This is a genomic window from Nocardia sp. NPDC052112 (assembly GCF_040680135.1).
Classification (GTDB): domain Bacteria; phylum Actinomycetota; class Actinomycetes; order Mycobacteriales; family Mycobacteriaceae; genus Nocardia.
In genome coordinates this window covers 16,874-33,648 of record NZ_JBFAWD010000001.1, presented here as the reverse complement: position 1 = coordinate 33,648, position 16,775 = coordinate 16,874, and the positions used below count along the sequence as shown (strand labels likewise).

17 protein-coding genes are annotated in these 16,775 nt (G+C 65.2%); 9 read left to right on the top strand and 8 right to left on the bottom strand.

The features are described 5' to 3' along the window. Positions 1-281: 281 nt before the first annotated feature. The 6 genes from AB0L58_RS00160 to AB0L58_RS00135 are packed head-to-tail and all read left to right on the top strand — an operon-like array spanning position 282 to position 7,601. Positions 282-1,631, top strand: a complete 1,350-nt coding sequence (locus AB0L58_RS00160) for a cytochrome P450 (protein WP_364378474.1) — start codon at positions 282-284, stop codon at positions 1,629-1,631. 50 nt (positions 1,632-1,681) lie between these two features. After that, the gene (locus AB0L58_RS00155) at positions 1,682-2,926 is read left to right on the top strand and encodes a cytochrome P450 (RefSeq protein ID WP_364378471.1); all 1,245 of its coding nucleotides are present in this window, start codon (positions 1,682-1,684) and stop codon (positions 2,924-2,926) included. 21 nt (positions 2,927-2,947) lie between these two features. Continuing rightward, positions 2,948-4,570, top strand: a complete 1,623-nt coding sequence (locus AB0L58_RS00150; protein ID WP_364378468.1) for a GMC family oxidoreductase N-terminal domain-containing protein — start codon at positions 2,948-2,950, stop codon at positions 4,568-4,570. Continuing rightward, positions 4,561-5,817 (top strand): glycosyltransferase family 4 protein, encoded by a 1,257-nt coding sequence (locus AB0L58_RS00145; RefSeq protein ID WP_364378465.1) that lies wholly within the window; start codon positions 4,561-4,563, stop codon positions 5,815-5,817. Before AB0L58_RS00150 ends, AB0L58_RS00145 begins: the two co-directional genes overlap by 10 nt. Before the next feature lie 40 nt (positions 5,818-5,857). Next, positions 5,858-6,589, top strand: coding sequence for a class I SAM-dependent methyltransferase (locus tag AB0L58_RS00140; protein ID WP_364378462.1), 732 nt, complete (start codon positions 5,858-5,860; stop codon positions 6,587-6,589). Continuing rightward, complete coding sequence (locus AB0L58_RS00135; RefSeq protein WP_364378459.1) at positions 6,576-7,601, top strand: prenyltransferase; 1,026 nt, start codon at positions 6,576-6,578, stop codon at positions 7,599-7,601. The genes AB0L58_RS00140 and AB0L58_RS00135 overlap by 14 nt, the downstream gene beginning before the upstream one ends. Before the next feature lie 54 nt (positions 7,602-7,655). Here the strand turns inward: AB0L58_RS00135 and AB0L58_RS00130 are convergent, their stop codons facing one another. From AB0L58_RS00130 to AB0L58_RS00115, 4 genes are all read right to left on the bottom strand, one after another. Then, positions 7,656-8,333 carry a class I SAM-dependent methyltransferase gene (locus AB0L58_RS00130; RefSeq protein ID WP_364378456.1) on the bottom strand — a complete coding sequence of 226 codons (678 nt, stop codon included), beginning with the start codon at positions 8,331-8,333 and terminating at the stop codon, positions 7,656-7,658. Positions 8,334-8,352: 19 nt separating this feature from the next. After that, the gene (locus AB0L58_RS00125) at positions 8,353-9,006 is read right to left on the bottom strand and encodes an MBL fold metallo-hydrolase (RefSeq protein WP_364378453.1); all 654 of its coding nucleotides are present in this window, start codon (positions 9,004-9,006) and stop codon (positions 8,353-8,355) included. Then, positions 9,003-10,088, bottom strand: coding sequence for an S-(hydroxymethyl)mycothiol dehydrogenase (locus AB0L58_RS00120; RefSeq protein ID WP_364378450.1), 1,086 nt, complete (start codon positions 10,086-10,088; stop codon positions 9,003-9,005). Before AB0L58_RS00120 ends, AB0L58_RS00125 begins: the two co-directional genes overlap by 4 nt. Positions 10,089-10,157: 69 nt before the next feature. After that, positions 10,158-10,898: a glucose 1-dehydrogenase gene (locus AB0L58_RS00115; protein WP_364378447.1), complete on the bottom strand. Its 741-nt coding sequence runs from the start codon at positions 10,896-10,898 to the stop codon at positions 10,158-10,160. A 117-nt stretch (positions 10,899-11,015) separates the two neighbouring features. On the opposite strand from AB0L58_RS00115, the gene AB0L58_RS00110 reads away from it, so the two are divergent. The 3 genes from AB0L58_RS00110 to AB0L58_RS00100 are packed head-to-tail and all read left to right on the top strand — an operon-like array spanning position 11,016 to position 12,859. Next, positions 11,016-12,128 (top strand): diacylglycerol kinase, encoded by a 1,113-nt coding sequence (locus tag AB0L58_RS00110; RefSeq protein ID WP_364378444.1) that lies wholly within the window; start codon positions 11,016-11,018, stop codon positions 12,126-12,128. Positions 12,129-12,139: 11 nt separating this feature from the next. Further along, on the top strand, positions 12,140-12,658 hold the full coding sequence (locus AB0L58_RS00105) for a TetR family transcriptional regulator (RefSeq protein WP_364378441.1): 519 nt from the start codon (positions 12,140-12,142) through the stop codon (positions 12,656-12,658). Positions 12,659-12,712: 54 nt separating this feature from the next. Next, a complete protein-coding gene (locus tag AB0L58_RS00100) occupies positions 12,713-12,859 on the top strand; it encodes a DUF1059 domain-containing protein (RefSeq protein WP_364378438.1) in 147 nt (48 codons plus the stop codon). Between the two features lie 110 nt (positions 12,860-12,969). On the opposite strand, the gene AB0L58_RS00095 is transcribed toward AB0L58_RS00100, so the two are convergent. Genes AB0L58_RS00095 through AB0L58_RS00080 form a run of 4 tightly spaced genes read right to left on the bottom strand, consistent with a single transcriptional unit; the run spans position 12,970 to position 16,773 of the window. Further along, positions 12,970-13,575, bottom strand: a complete 606-nt coding sequence (locus tag AB0L58_RS00095) for a hypothetical protein (RefSeq protein ID WP_364378436.1) — start codon at positions 13,573-13,575, stop codon at positions 12,970-12,972. 47 nt (positions 13,576-13,622) lie between these two features. Next, positions 13,623-14,579, bottom strand: coding sequence for an MlaD family protein (locus AB0L58_RS00090; RefSeq protein WP_364378433.1), 957 nt, complete (start codon positions 14,577-14,579; stop codon positions 13,623-13,625). Continuing rightward, on the bottom strand, positions 14,576-15,676 hold the full coding sequence (locus AB0L58_RS00085; RefSeq protein WP_364378430.1) for an MlaD family protein: 1,101 nt from the start codon (positions 15,674-15,676) through the stop codon (positions 14,576-14,578). Before AB0L58_RS00085 ends, AB0L58_RS00090 begins: the two co-directional genes overlap by 4 nt. Further along, positions 15,673-16,773: an MlaD family protein gene (locus AB0L58_RS00080; protein ID WP_364378427.1), complete on the bottom strand. Its 1,101-nt coding sequence runs from the start codon at positions 16,771-16,773 to the stop codon at positions 15,673-15,675. Before AB0L58_RS00080 ends, AB0L58_RS00085 begins: the two co-directional genes overlap by 4 nt. Between the last annotated feature and the right edge of the window lie 2 nt (positions 16,774-16,775).

Here is a 16,775-nt window from a genome sequence, read left to right as displayed (position 1 = left end):
GCAACGTGACGGCATACCCCGGTGCTCGTCGTGCGCGCCGCACGCATCGCACACGTACGGGTGGCCGACGCAATCGACAGCTGGGCCGCGGGCGGATTTCGTAACAGCAGGCCATCGATTCCATGGCCGACGAGATCGGCGCACCGGCGACCATCGTCAAGCGCCAGTAGCTGGCTCCGGGGCGGCAGAACAGCGGGAGTCTTGTCGCGCAGCCGGAACCGTAGTACTGTCCGGACACATGTCCATCATGTGTCCGGACATGTATCCCGGGAAGGATTCCAATGACCTTGGTCAAGCCACAGCGAGTGTCCGGAGGCGAGGACGAGCATGGGCATCTGGAAGAGTTCCGCACTGATCCCATCGCGCTGATGCGGCGCGTTCGTGCCGAATGCGGCGATGTCGGTTCGTTCGAGCTCGCCGGGCGCGATGTGATCATGCTGTCGGGCGCGGAGGCCAACGAGTTCTTCTTCCGCGCCACCGACGAGGACCTCGACCAGGGCGCGGCCTACCCCTTCATGAAGCCGATCTTCGGCGAGGGAGTCGTGTTCGACGCACCGCCCGAACGCCGCAAGGAGATGCTGCACAATCAGGCGCTGCGCGCCGACCACATGCGCGGGCATGCCGCCACCATCGCGCGCGAAGTCGACCACATGCTGGCCAATTGGGACGACGAGGGCGAGATCGATCTGCTCGAATTCTTCGCCGAGCTGACCATCTACACCTCCTCCGCGTGCCTGATCGGCGTGAAGTTCCGCAACCAACTCGACTCGCGCTTTGCGCATCTGTATCACGAACTCGAGCAAGGCACCGACGCCCTGGCCTACGTCGATCCCTACGCGCCGATCGAGAGCTTCCGCCGCCGCGACGAAGCCCGTGTCGAACTGGTCGAACTGGTGCAGGCGATCATGGATCAGCGCGAGGCGAACCCACCCACCGACAAGGACGATCGCGACATGCTCGATGTCCTGATCTCGGTGAAGGACGAGACCGGGTCGCCGCGGTTCTCCGCCAGCGAGATCACCGGCATCTTCATTTCCATGATGTTCGCCGGCCATCACACCACCTCTGGCACCGCGGCCTGGACCATCATCGAACTGCTGCGCCACCCCGAGACGCTGGCGACCGTTGTCGCCGAGCTCGACGAGCTGTACGCCGACGGTTCGGAGGTCAGTCACAATGCGCTGCGGCAGATCCCGAACCTCGAGGCGGCGCTCAAGGAGACGCTGCGCCTGCATCCGCCGCTGATCATCCTGATGCGCATCGCCCGCGACGAGTTCGAGGTGTGCGGGAACCGGATCGCGCCGGGCGATATGGTGGCCGCGACTCCGGCGATCTCCAACCGGATTCCGGAGGACTTCCCGTATCCAGACACCTTCGACCCGGGTCGCTATCTCGATCCACGGCAAGAGGACATCGTCAATCGCTGGACGTGGATCCCCTTCGGCGCGGGCCGTCATCGCTGCGTCGGGGCGCCGTTCGCGCTCATGCAGCTCAAGGCGATCTTCTCAATTCTGTTGCGGGACTGGGAGTTCGAACTGGCGCAACCTTCGGACACCTATCGCAACGATCACTCCAAGATGGTGGTGCAGCTGCAGCAGCCGTGCCGCGTCCGCTACAGCCGGCGGCGGTGAGCCCCGCATATTCCCGGTCCACAAAGACGTCGGCCTTTCAGGAGGAAGCTGTGTCAGCGCCGTCCATTCCCGCCGGATTCGATTTCACCGATCCGGCGCTCTGGGAAACCCGCAACCCCGTCCAGGAATTCGCCGAGTTGCGCCGCACCGCACCGGTGTGGTGGAACCCGCAGACCGATGCGCAGTCCGGAGGATTCCGCGACGGCGGCTACTGGGTGGTCACCAAACACGAGGACATCAAAGAGATCTCGCGCAAACCGGAGCTGTTCTCCTCCCAGCAGAAGGGCTCCATCATCCGGCTGCCCGGGCAGATCACCATCGAGCAGATCGAACTCACCAGCGCACTGCTGGTGAACATGGATCCGCCGAAGCACTCCAAGATCCGGCGCATCATCTCCAAAGGCTTCAGTCCGCGCGCCGTGGAAAGTCTGCGCGCCGCGTTGACCGACCGAGCGGCCGCCATCGTGCACGCGGCCAAGAAGGAGGGCAGCGGAGACTTCGTCGAACAGGTCGCGTGTGAACTTCCCCTGCAGGCCATCGCCGAATTGCTCGGCGTGCCGCAAGAGGACCGCCGCAAGCTGTTCAACTGGTCCAACCAGATGCTCAACTACGACGACCCGGAATACGGCGACGCCATCACTACGACGACCAGCACCAACGCGTCGGTGGAGATCCTCGGCTACGCCTGGAACATGGCCGAAGCACGCCGCACCGACCCGCTCGACGACATCGTCAGCCAGCTCGTACACGCCGACGTTGGCGGGGAAGCCCTGGGATCGGACGAATTCGGCTTCTTCGTCATCCTGCTGGCGGTGGCGGGCAACGAGACCACTCGCAACGCCATCACCCACGGTATGAAAGCTTTCGTCGACAATCCGGACCAGTGGGAGTTGTACAAACAGCAGCGGCCGCGCACCGCGCCCGACGAGATCGTGCGCTGGGCGACCCCCGTGACCGCGTTCCAGCGCACCGCGACCGCGGACACCGAACTCGGCGGACAGCTGATCCGCAAGGGCCAGCGCGTCGGATTGTTCTACGGCTCGGCGAATTTCGACGAGAACGCCTTCGACAACCCGTTCGGCTTTGATATCCTGCGCGACCCCAATCCGCATCTGGCCTTCGGCGGCACCGGCGCGCACTACTGTGTCGGCGCGAATCTGGCCCGGCTGGAAATCGATCTGATGTTCAACGCCATCGCCGACGCGATGCCGAACCTGTCCCAGGTGTCCGAGCCCGAGCGCTTGCGTTCGGGCTGGATCAACGGCATCAAGCACTGGCAAGTGCGGTACGAGTAGCGGGCGACGACAGGCAAGATCATGAGCGAAGCCGACTACATCGTCGTAGGCGCGGGCAGTGCGGGAGCGGTCGTCGCGGGCCGCTTGGCCATAGGCGGCGCCAGCGTCATTCTGCTGGAGGCCGGACGCAAGGACGACACCCGCCTGGTCACCAGCCCGGGTCTGATCACGATGGTGCACACGATTCCGCAGTTGAAGAAACGGGTGTGCTGGAAGCAGTGTTCGGTCCCGCAGCAGCATGCGAACGACCGCAGAATCCCCATGACCCGAGGCAAGGTGCTCGGCGGATCCAGCTCGGTCAACGGCATGCTTTTCGTACGCGGCAACCGCGCCAACTTCGATTCCTGGGCCGCCGAGGGCAACCAGGGTTGGAGCTACGAGGAAGTCCTGCCCGGCTACAAGCGCCTGGAGAACTGGCAGGACGGTGCGAACGACTACCGCGCCACCGGCGGCCCCATCGAGGTCACCCGCCAGCAGGACCTCACCCCGATCACCCAGGAATTCATGATCGCCGCGTCCGAGACCCTCGGCACGCCGATCATCGAGGACTACAACGGCGAATCGCAGGAAGGCATCTCGATCTTCCAGCAGAGCGTGCGCAACGGTTTGCGCTACAGCTCTTCTCGCGGTTACATCACCGACCTGCCGAACGCGAACCTGACGGTGATAACGCACGCGCACGCCACTCGCGTTGTCATCGAGAACGGCCGCGCCACCGGCGTCGAGATCACCGACACGAGCGGCGCGCACCACGTCATCCGCGCGGGCAAGGAGGTCATCGTCTCCGGCGGCGTGATCGGCTCGCCGCAACTGCTCATGCTCTCCGGCGTCGGCCCGGCCACGCACCTGCGCGAGCTCGGCATCGAGGTGAAGGCCGACCTGCCGGTCGGGCAGAACCTGCACGACCACCTGTTCGTGCCCATGACCTTCGTGTCGAAAAAGGCCATCCACCGCGGCATTCCGACCTATTTCGCGCGCGCCCTGGCACGGGAGCTGCGACAGCCGGGAAGCTCCTGGATGGGTCGCACGGTCTTCGAAGGCGTCGGCTTCGTCAGGACCGAATTCGCCGAAGGCTCCCACCCGGACATGCAGATTCACAGTCTGCCGTGGAGCTACCCGGTACCCAATCAGGACGAGGACAAGATGTATCTGGTCGAGCGCCGGCCGGCGCTCACCGTCATGCCCAGCCTCATCTACCCGAAAAGCCGCGGCGAAGTGAAGCTCGCGTCCGCGGATCCGTTCGCCTCGCCGCTCATCGACCCGGGGTACCTGAACGACCCGCACGACACCGACTTTCTGGTCGCGGGTATGAATACCATTCGGGAAGTCATGGCGCACAAGAGCATTGCTGGCGATATCGTCGAGGAGTACTCGCCGGGAAGGGATTTCGCGGACGAGGCCGCGCTGCGGCGGCTGCTGCCCAATCGCGTGCACTCCATCTACCACCCGGTCGGCACCTGCCGCATGGGCGTGGACGAGCGGGCCGTGGTGGACCCCGCGCTACGAGTGCGCGGCATCGAGGGGTTGCGCGTCGCGGACGCCTCGATCATGCCGAGCATCACCGGTGGCAACACCAACGCGCCGTCGATGATGATCGGCGAGAAGTGCGCGGAACTGCTGGGGGCGGAGGGCCGATGCGCGTAGCCCTGCTGTCCTATCGCAGCAAGACCCACTGTGGGGGGCAAGGGGTTTACGTCCGATATTTGAGTCAGGGGCTGGCGGAGCTCGGCCATGAGGTCGAGGTCTTCTCCGGACAGCCCTATCCGGAACATCTCGATCCGCGGGTACGGCTCACGCAGGTGCCCAGCTTGGACCTCTACCGCGACGACGCCCCTTTCCGCACACCCCATCCGCGCGAGATCCGCGACCGGGTCGACCTACTCGAACTCGCCACCATGTGGACCGCAGGATTTCCCGAGCCCAGGACGTTCAGTCTGCGTGCCGCGCGGCTGTTGTGGTCGCGTGCACAAGCTTTCGATGTCGTGCACGACAACCAGTGCCTCGGCTACGGGTTGCTCGACGTCGCCCGACACCTGCCGGTGGTCGCGACGATCCACCATCCCATCACCCGCGACCGGGCGTTGGACTTGGCGGCCGCACCGTGGCGGCGCAAGCCCTTCGTCCGAAGGTGGTACGGGTTCCTCGGCATGCAGGAGCGGGTGGCTCGGCGGATTCCGGACCTGATCACCGTGTCCTCGTCATCGGCCGCCGATATCGCCGAGGACTTCGGAGTGTCGCCGCGGCAGTTGCATACGGTCCCGCTCGGCGTCGACACCGAGCTGTTCACACCGCGCGAGACACCCAGGGTGCGGGGCCGCATCGTCGCGGTAGCCAGTGCGGACAAACCGCTCAAGGGCATCGCGCATCTACTCGAAGCCGTTGCCCAGCTGCGTCATACCCACGATATCCAACTACGGCTGGTGGCGAAGCTGGAGCCCAACGGGCCGACCGAGAAGCTCATCGCCGAACTGGGGCTGGCCGACATCGTCACCACTGTCAGCGGATTGAGCGACGAGCAGCTCGCCGAACTGCTCGCCTCGGCGCAGATCGCCTGCATTCCGTCCCTGTACGAGGGATTCTCGCTGCCGGCCGTGGAGGCCATGGCCAGCGGGACGCCCCTGGTCGCCAGCCGCGCCGGGGCACTGCCGGAGGTCACCGGCACCTGCGCGGAGCTGGTCGAGCCCGGCGATGCGACAGCCCTGACTCGCACGCTGAGCCAGCTGCTTCGCGATCCGGATCGCCTGCACGACATGGGAAATGCGGGACGCCGGCGCGCTCTGGAGGTGTTCAGCTGGGCCGCCGTCGGTGCGCAGACCGTCGCGGTCTACGAGCAGGCAATCGAGCGGCACGGCCGCCGAGTACCGGTCGACTCGGCCGGAACGAACCGTTGATTCATCGTTCGACACTCATTACCAGCAGACAGGAGGTCACATGCTGACCGTCGATTTCGATCGTCTGGGCGTAGGTCCGGGAGTCCGCGTAATCGATGTCGGGTGCGGGGGCGGGCGCCACTCCTTCGAGGTGTACCGGCGCGGTGCGGACATCGTGGCCTTCGACCAGAACTCCGCCGACCTCGCCGATGTCGACGTCATGTTCGCGGCCATGGCCGCGGCCGGCGAGGCGCCAGAGTACGCGAAGGCCGAGACCGTGCGCGGCGACGCGCTCGACCTGCCCTACGGCGAAGATGAATTCGACGTAGTCATCGCCTCGGAGATCCTCGAGCACGTCCCGCAGGACGGGCAGGCCATCGCCGAACTGGTGCGTGTCCTCAAACCTGGTGGCGCACTGGCCGTCACGGTCCCCCGCTGGCTGCCCGAACGCGTCTGCTGGGCGTTGTCGGACGAATATCACGCCATCGAGGGCGGCCATGTCCGCATCTACCGAGCCGACGAGCTGCGCGACCAGATCACCGCGCGCGGCATGCGCTACCTGCGCCAGGAGTTCGCGCACGCCCTGCACTCCCCGTTCTGGTGGCTGAAATGCGCGGTCGGTGTCACCAACGACACGCATCCGGCGGTGACGGCCTATCACCGGATGCTGGTCTGGGACATGATGTCCGCACCCAGGCTCACCCGCACGGCCGAACGGCTGCTCAACCCGCTCATCGGCAAGTCCGTCGCCCTCTACTTCAGCAAACCGGCGGTGCGCAGTGCCGCACGCTGAGCTGCCCGCCGTGCCCGGCGTCCTCACCGGCCGCGACATCCGACACAGCGGTGAATCCATCGCCGCCACACAGGAACCCGACGGCGCGCTGCCCTGGTTCACCGGTGGTCACACCGACCCCTGGGATCACATCGAGTCGGCCATGGCGCTCACCGTCGCCGGACTGCGGGATCAGGCTCGCGACGCCTACATCTGGTCGGCCAAGACCCAACGCGACGACGGCTCCTGGCCCATGCAGTTCCGGCTCGGCGTCATCGAGAACCACGACGCCGACACCAACTTCTGTGCCTACCTGGCCACCGGTATCCTGCATTTCCTCACCGTCACCGGCGATTCCGGATTCGCCGCCGAGATGTGGCCCACCGTCCGCGCCGCGATCGACTTCGTGCTGGACCTGCAGCAGGGTGAGCACGGTGAGATCCACTGGTCCGCAAGCGAATCCGGCACTTCTGGCGAGGCCCTGCTCACCGGCTGCTCCAGCATCTTCCACAGCCTCGGCTGTGCCGTGACCCTGGCCGAGCGCCTCGGCGATCCCAGGCCGGACTGGGTCGCGGCCCGCCGCCGTCTCGGCAGGGTCTTGCGCGACCACCCAGAAGCTTTTCTGGACAAGAGCCGCTACTCCATGGACTGGTACTACCCGATCCTCGGCGGCGTGGTGCGCGGCCCGCAGGCCCGCGACCGTATCCGGCGCCATTGGGACGAATTCGTCGTTCCGGGCCTGGGCATCCGCTGTGTGTCCGACGCCCCGTGGGTCACCGGCGCCGAAACCTGCGAACTGGTCTTGGCGCTCGAGGCCGACGGTGATACGACAACCGCCGCGACACTCTTCACCGAGATGCAGCATCTGCGTGAATCGGACGGATCATATTGGACCGGAATGGTATTCACCGACGGCAAACGCTGGCCCGAGGAGCGCACCACCTGGACCGCCGCCGCGGTCATCCTGGCCGCGGACGCACTCTCGCGCACCACGGCCGCCAATGGGATCTTCCGCGACGCGCTCCCCCACTGACGCGGACCACTCTCACTCACCGCGTGAAATGGCCGGCGGGGTGAACGATTCGGGTTAGTGCCCGTTGCCCGCGACGGCCTGGTCACGGACGGCGGTGCGCCGCAGGATACGCAGCGAACCGGTCACCGAGAGTTCCTGGAACTCACCGGAATCCAGCGCGCGGCGATAGATGTGAAACGGGGCCCGGCCACCGTCGGCCGGGTCCGGGAAGACGTCATGGATCGCCAGCAGACCGCCGATCGCCACCCAGTGCGCCCAGCCGTCGTAATCGCGCTGAGCGGCCTGCTCGGTGTGGCCGCCGTCGATGAAGAGCATGTGCAGCGGCGTGCGCCAGATGCGGGCTGTGGCCACGGAGGAGCCGATGATGGCGATGACGGTATCGGTCAGTCCGGCGCGCACGAGGCTGCGCCGGAAGGCCGTCACCGTATCGAAGACACCGGTCTCCGGATCCACCAGCGAAGTGTCGTGGTACTCCCAGCCAGGCTGGTGTTCTTCGGATCCGCGATGGTGGTCGACGGTGAAGACGGTGGCGCCGGTCTCCGACGCGGCCGCACCTAGGTAGATGGCGGATTTGCCACAGTAGGTACCGATTTCGAGAATGGTGCCGTCACCGGCGTAGGCGCGGGCCGCATCGTAGAGCGCGCGGCCTTCCTCTGGCGGCATGAATCCGGGGACCTGCTCGGCGAGAGCGAACAGGTCCTCGGCACGAGTGGTGAGATCGGCCTGGATCATATGAAAACCTTTCTACGGATCACCATCCGCGGGCGATCCACTCGTCGAGGTGTGGACTCTCGGTCGCGAGATCGGTTCCCACCCCATGCCCAGTCAGCACCACCGTGTCTCCGGCGAGGGTCAACACGCGGTCGCGCAGCGAATCGATGATGGTGGGAAAGTCCGAGTACGACCTGCCCGTCGCACCGGGTCCGCCGGAGAACAGCGTGTCGCCGCTGAAGAGCACCTTCAGCTCCGCGCCCCACAGGCACACCGACCCCGGTGAATGCCCGGGAGTATGGATGACCTCTAGCTCGGTGCCCGCCACCGGGATACGACCGCGGTCCGCCAGATTTCCGAACGCGAACTCCGGATACACACGCCGCCACAGCATTTCGTCACCGGAATGCAGAAGGACGGGTGCGGCCGTGCGACCCGAGAGCTCTTCGGCGGCACCGATGTGGTCGTTGTGCCCGTGGGTGCAGACGACCGCACGCACGGTCCTCCCGTCCACGGCAGCCAGGACCGGCTCGGCGTCGTGCGCGGCGTCGATGACGACGACCTCGCTGTCGTCGCCGATGATCCAGACATTGTTCTCGACGTCCCAACTGCCACCGTCGAGAGCGAAGGTGCCTGACGTGACGACTCGCTCGATACGGACCGCACCGACGCTGCGGACGGATTCCGCGGTCACAGCACGACCACCGACCGCAGTACCCGCCCCGATTTCATGGTGTCGAAGGACTTTTCGACCTCGTCGAGAGCTATCCGCTCGGAGATGAACAGTTCCAGCGGCAGCCGTCCCTGCCGGTAGAGCTCGATCAGGGTCGGGAAATCGCGCTCCGGCAGGCAGTCGCCGTACCATGACGACTTCAACGCTCCACCATGGGAGAAGAAGTCCAGCAGCGGCATGTCGATACGCATGTCAGGGGTCGGCACGCCGACCAGGACCACTGTCCCTGCGAGGTCGCGCGCATAGAACGCCTGCTTCCAGGTCTCGGGCCGCCCTACCGCGTCGATGACCACGTCGGCGCCGAACCCGTTGGTGTACTCCTGGATTCGAGCCACCGCGTCCTCGACGGACGCGTCGACGGTATGTGTAGCGCCGAAGCCCGCCGCGGCGGCCAGTTTGGCCGGGTCGCGATCCACGGCGATGATCGTTGCCGCTCCCGCCAGCACGGCCCCGGCGACGGCGGCTGCTCCGACTCCGCCGCAGCCGATGACCGCGACACTGTCACCACGCCCCACCTGTCCGGTGTGCAATGCGGCTCCGAGTCCGGCCATCACGCCGCAGCCGAGGAGACCGGCGACCGCGGGGTCGATCGTGGAATCCACTCTGGTGCACTGACCTTCGTGCACCAGAGTCTTGTCGGCGAACGCGCCGATCCCGAGCGCTGGTGTCAACACGGTTCCGTCGCCGAGGGTCATCTGCTGCTCGGCGTTGTAGGTGTCGAAGCAGTACCAGGGGCGTCCTCTACGGCACGCCCGGCACCGCCCACACACCGCCCGCCAGTTCAACACCACGAAATCGCCGACCCCGACCTGAGTGACGGAATCGCCGATCCGGTCCACGATCCCGGCCGCCTCGTGCCCGAGCAGGAATGGGAACTCGTCGTTGATACCGCCCTCTCGGTAGGTCAGATCCGTGTGGCACACCCCGCACGTCAGCACCCGGACGACTACATCGTGTGGGCCGGGATCGGGAATGGTGATGTCAGCCAACTCGACGGGCAGGTCGGCCGTCCGGGCGATGACGCCGCGCACGATCTCGGTCATCGTCCCACCGGCAGTGTCGTGCAATCGGGTTCGAATGGTTCGGCGAAAGTCATCGATGCCTCCTGGCTCTCAAGAGGTCTTGTGCGGTACAGCGGCGACGAGCCCGCCGTCCATGACGAACTCCGCGCCCGTCGCGTACGAGGATTCGTCACTGGCCAGGAAGAGCACGAAAGTCGCGACCTCCGACGGCTGCGCAGGCCGGCCCATCGGAATCGTTACCAAGTCGTCGGGAATGTTCTCCGTCATCGGCGTCCGGATCAGCCCCGGATGCAGCGAGTTGACGCGAATGTTGTGGGACGCCAACTCGAGTGCGGCCGACTTGGCCAAGCCGCGCACACCCCACTTCGACGCGACGTAGCCGTGCGCCCAGGGCGCGCCGCGCAGGCCCTCGATCGAGGAGACATTGATAATCGACCCCCCGCCCGCAGCGACCATCGGTTCCACGACGGCTCGCATGCCGAGGAAGGTGCCGGTCAGGTTCACATCAATGATCTGACGCCACTTGCCCAGATCGAACTTTCCCAGCGGACCGCCGTTGACGATGCCGGCATTGTTCACGAGGACATCGAGCTTCCCGAACGCTTGCAGCGCCTCGTGCACCGCCTTCTCCCAGTGAACCGGCTCGGTGACATCGAGATGAACGTAACGCGCTGCGTCGCCGAGTGATTCGGCGACCGCTTTACCGTCCTCGTCCAGTATGTCGCCGATGACAACCTTGGCCCCTTCGGCCACAAGCAATTCCGCGTGTGCGGCGCCCATCCCGCGCGCCCCGCCACTGATGAGTGCAACTTTGCCGTCTACACGTCCCATGGCGGCCACGCTAACATATCGACTGGAACACAATCCAGACTACTGTCCGGATATATGATCAGACTCTGGAACAGATCCCGTTGACCGGCACTGATCCACGATTCGTGAGGAGAATCCATGCCCATCCGCGTCGCCCATGTCGGCACCGGGAATGTCGGCCGCCTTGCCCTCACCGGCCTCATCGAAAGCCCCCGCTACGAGCTGACCGGCGTATGCGTGTCGACACCCGGCAAGGTCGGACGAGACGCCGGCGAGCTCGCGGGTCTCGACATTGCGACCGGCATAGCGGCCGTAAGCGACATCGATGCACTGCTCGCGACCGAACCGGAGTGCGTTGTCTACTGCGCGATGGGAGACACCCGTCTACAAGAGGCGATCAAGGATTGCCAGCGGATCCTTGCGGCCGGGGTGAACGTCGTTGGCTCGGCCCCCGGATTGTTGCAATACCCGTGGCAAGTGTTACCCCAGAAATACATAGATCGGGTTGAAGAGGCTGCGCGGCAAGGTGATTCGAGCCTGTTCATCACCGGCGTCGATCCCGGATTCGCCAACGATCTACTGCCCTTCGCGCTGACCGGTACGTGCCAGACAGTCGAGCAGGTCCGCTGTATGGAAATCGCCGACTACGCCACCTACGATGGCGCGACGGTCATGTTCGACGTCATGGGCTTCGGAAAGCCCCTCGACGAAATCCCCATGCTGCTGCAGCCGGGCGTGCTGAGCATCGCATGGGGGCCCGCGATCCGGCAGCTCGCCGTCGGGCTCGGCGTCACCGTGGACACGATCACCGAACGCTACGAACGGATACCGGCCGTGGAGGCGTTCGACATCGCCGCCGGACACATCCCCAAGGACAGTCTGGCCGCACTGCGATTCGAACTGTGCGGCATGGTCGGCGGGCGGCCGGCGATCGTCATCGAGCACGTCACTCGCCTGCGCGAGGACTTGTGCCCGGATTGGCCACAACCCGTACAGGCGGGCGGCTCGTATCGTGTCGAGATCAGCGGCGAGCCATCCTATTTCGTAGACATCTGCCCAAGCAGCCGCAAAGGCGATCACAACCACGCCGCAATCGTGGCGGCAGCGGGACGCATCGTGAACGCCATTCCTGCGGTGGTCGCCGCAGCATCCGGCATCCGCACCATGCTCGACCTCCCCTTGGTCACCACACCCGGCGTGTTCACGACGCCGACCAGGCCGTCCCTTGCCTCACACATCAGACTGGACTAGCATTCGGACACATGTCCGATCTATTGTCTACCGAAGGCCAGCCGCCCGACAACTCCGATACGGATCGGGCCGAGATACTCGACCGGCTATTCGATTCGGCGCGGACCGTCATCACCCGCGAGGGTTTCGGGGGCCTGACCATTCAGGCCATCGCCGACGAGGCCGGCGTCGCCGTCTCGTCCGCGCACGCATTCTTCGGATGCGATGCGCAATTGATCTCGGAAGCACTATGGCGCCAACTGATCTCGGCGCCGCGAACACCGGCGATTCCCGGAAGCATGAAGTCCAGAAGCGGGAACGATCTCAGATCCGACCCCCTCGACGCGCTTCGCCTGCATGCGCGGACAGCGGGTACGGTGCAGCGTAGAATCCGCGCCGCGCTGGGACCGCACCCCGATACCGCGGTCATCCAGAACCTGGAGGCGATCTATACCGCCGCCCTGTTCGACGCCGCGGCCGGGTACGCCGCCGGTTCCCCCAGCGCCCGCTCACCCGAACAGCTCGTACAGCGCATACTCGACCGTCGCTGACTGAGCGGCGTCGACCTGCGCGGCAATCCGAGCACGTCAGACATGGAGATGATGATGAAGACCCGCCTCAGCTGCCCGTGCGGCGAGTACATCCGCGGCACGGACGAGGATGACCTGGTCCAGCAGACTCGATCCCACTTGGCGGAGAAACACCCCGACCACGAGTACACCCGCGACGAAATCCTCTTCATCGCATACTGATTCGATCAGATCATCCAGAAATTCGCGGCGATCACGGCGAAGCAGACGGCACATGAACAAGGACCGCCGCGCTGCGAGGAGCAGCAGGGCGAATCACCTGGCGGCAACCATCACTTCGACGGCAACGCGTTCTGCAGTCCCCCGACGTCGGTGATCTTCCAGCCCGAATTGCGGTCGATGGTCAGCGAATAGGTGACGGTGGTCTGGGCTCCGTCCGGCGTCTGCGCACTGCTGGAGGTCACATCGAGGTAGGCGTTGACCCTGTATATCCCGCCGGACTCGGAGGTCACGGTCGCGGACAGCGGTGTCGCTTTGGATGTCCATTGCAACGGCAGCAGGATCTGCTCGAGCTGCGGGGCCGTCGCGTCGAACTTGGCCGAGAGCTGGGCTGTCGTACCGGCCCGCAGACGCCCCAGCCAGCCCTTGACGTCGTGGTAGTCGATCGTCGACGCGCCCAGCGAATAATCCATCGCGACCTGTTCGGCATGCCGGTTATCGGTGGCCTTCATATCGCGGTCCGCGATGGTGGATCTGGCCGACCAGTACAGCGCCGCGAACGTCACCGCGGCGGCTGTGACAACGCAGATCGCCGCTGTGACCAGTACCGTCGACAGTCGAATCGACACAGTACGCGGCCGCTTGCCCCCTTCGCCGGAAACCTTTGATTCACTTGCGGTTTCGGTTCGGGCGGTGTCTTCGTCGGTGATCGTGCTCATATTCCTTGTCCTTCCACCGATTCTGCCGTGTCCGGCAGTTACTCCGGCTATTTGACGCCGACTCGGAAATGCACTGCGCCGTCGTCTCCAACGCCGTCTAGCGCTTGTTCGATCAACGCACTGATATCGATCGCGGGCGCTCGGCGCACCGCATCCTTCACAACCGGCTCCAAGACCGGTCCCAGCGGGGCGATACCGGGACCGATCTTGTTCACCAGTGCCGTCAGGTTGCCGAGAAACGGAACGAGCCCGTCACCCGTGAAATAGTCGGACACCGGCCGGCTTTCCGACAGCGCCGCACCCGACTCCACAATTCGGTTCAGCGTCACGCCGAACTCGCCGAATCTCGGACCGGCGTCGGCGAGTGAGGGCCCCAACCAGTCCATGTTGCCGCCCAATGCCTGCACATCGGCGAACAGCTGCCGGATGGACGCGCTGCGACTGAGAAGGGCAGCAGCGAGTAGGTCGGTCGATCGTTGCAGTGTCTGCATCGCCGTATCCGTTCCGGCCAGTGCGCGACTGAAGGTATCGACCAAGCGCGCGACGGACTCGGGATGAATCTGCTTCAGCAATGCGACGACCCGGGCGGACAGGGTCGTGATGGTCGTCGGCGTCCTGACCCGATCCGCCGCGATGACCTGCCCGTTCTCGAGATACGGGCCTGCGCCGGTCTGCGGTGCGAACTCGATGTACGGCTCGCCGAGCGCAGATAGCTGCTCGATGCGGACATCGCTGGAGACAGGGATGTGGTAGCGGTTGTCGATACGCAGCCGCACGAGGACGCCGGTAGCTTGTTTGCTGACCGATTCGGTGCGCCCGACCTGTATACCGGACAAGAGGACCGGAGCGTTCGGACCCAGTCCACCCGAGTTGTCCAGACGCATGTCGGCAGTGATAAATGTCCGCCTGGGGTCCAAATGCAGCACGCCGACCGTCATGTAGCCGACACCGAGAACCAGTACCGCGACGATCGCCGAAAGTGACACTGTCGCACGGAGATTCACCGAACCGCTCCGATCATCCGGAGGGTGTCGACGATGCGGCCGGTCTGCTCGTCCGGGGACATCGTCGCGGCCCCCGCCGAGGGGGCGAGCGTGATATCGACCATGTTGACCTTCGGACCTCGATCGACGAACGGGATGATCTTGTTTTGTATGAGATCGACGAGCTGCTTCATATTCGACGGCGAATCGGTGTCGAGCGGGTGGCTACCGAAAAGCATGGGCACTAGGGCCCGTGTGGTGCCGTCGAGCGATTGCAGCAGCGGACCCAGCCACTTGGCAGCGGGTCCGAGCGGCCCCAGCGACGTCAGCACGAAGATGACGCCGATCTGAGCGTTCACCGCATCAGTGGTGTGCTGAACGCCGTAGGGGGTGAGGAGATCCTCGAAGATCGGGACGTTCTTCTGCAGGCCGTCGTCCACCGTGGTCTGCAGTCCGTCGAGCAGAGCGTCGACCGAGTTCAGATGGTCGCCCAGGTCGGAAAGATCAGAACCCAGGATTCCGGCGATCCGAGCTGTGTCGGCCGGATCCTTCGGCATCACGGCGTTCATCTTGCGGACGATGTTCTGGAAATCGGAAACGGCTCCGCTGCCGACGAACGTGGACAGCCCGGCCAGGATGTCTTCGATCGACGCTGATCGAACGGTATCCGACAGTGGGATGGTCGCACCCGGTTCCAGCTCGCCCGAGCCGGCTTGCGCCGGTTCGGTGAGGGCGATGTGCACATCTCCCAGCGGAGTCTCCTGACGCAGTTCCGCGGTGGTTCCGACCGGCAGCCGCACCGACTTCCGGATTACGATGTCGGCGATCGCATACCCCCGGCGCGCAGCCCGGTCAGGGGTGGCAGCGACCGGGTCGACGAGGGTGACCCGGGTCAGCTGGCCCACCCGAACACCGTCGGCGATGACCTTGGCGCCCTGCGGAAGATTGAGCACATTGGCGAACTCGATCCGCAACGAATAGGTCGGCCCGCCTACTCCGGATCCGGGCACGGGCAGGTCGGCGGGCTGGAAGTCGCATCCCGTTGCGGCGAAAACCACAGTGAGACAAGCGATTGCGTGCACACCGAGGCGGCGCGATACGCGGTGGAATGCCCTCATCGCGCGCTCACCGCTGCCAGGAGCGCCGCAACGGCAGGCACCGTCACCACACCGCCGTCGGACCGCTGGCACTGCTGCCCGCTGATCGTCTGCACGGCTGCGCAGATTCGATCGGTATCTTGTTGGGCGAGTGCGAGTTTCGGCGGAGCGTAGCCGATCGTCAGCTTGCCCGAGACCGGATCGAGTGCGGTCGCGAATCCGGTCGCCACGGCCGGCGCCATCCGAATGACCTCCGAGAGCGAACCGACCCCGGAGGCGATCATATGGGCCAGATCGGGGATCGAATCGAGCGCTCGCAGTGCCGGCGACCCGAACATCATGATGGCGTCGTTGCCCTGTGGAAGCAGATCGGCTAGCGCGGCGACGAGTTGGATGATGGGCGGAAACGCGATGGTGACGATGTCACCGAAGGTTTGGGGCAGCCCGGTCACGATCGTCTGCACCTGCGGCCATCCACCGCGGGCCCGGTGTGTGAGTTCGGTGAGCGCGTCGAGCAGCTTCCCGATATGGCCGATGGCAGCGTCGGGTGCGGTGAGCGCCTTGGACAGTTGCAGGATGATGCCGTTGATCTGATCACCGGATCCCGCGGTCGCGTTGTCGAGTGCGTCGAGTCCGTCGGCGAGCGCGTTGCGCTGTGCGCCGTCTCCGGAGCTGTTCAGCTGGTCGACGAGGCCAGAGAGCGCCTGGAAGGTCTGCGAAAGACTCTTGGGTGTCAGGGTTTTGGTGATGCACTGACCGGCGTCCCAACCCGGACCCGACGGTTCGGCTCCGATGAGAGCCAGCTTCCGGTCTGCGACCAGCGTATCGCTGACGGTCACGGCGCCGACGTCCGGCGGGAGCTTACGGTCGGCTCGGATAGTGAATTGCACCCGGGCCGAGGCGCCGTCGGGTCGGATGTCGGTGATCCGGCCGACCGGCACACCCATAATCGTGACCGCACTCCCCTCGTACAGCCCGATGCTGTCGGGCATTTCGGCGCAGTATCCGCGCATCTGCGGGCTCGGCTTGGTCAGTTTCAAGCCGATCGCGGCGGCCAACACGAGGGTGATGACCACGGCGGCCGACATCAGACCTCTCGATCCGAGGATTCTCTTCACTA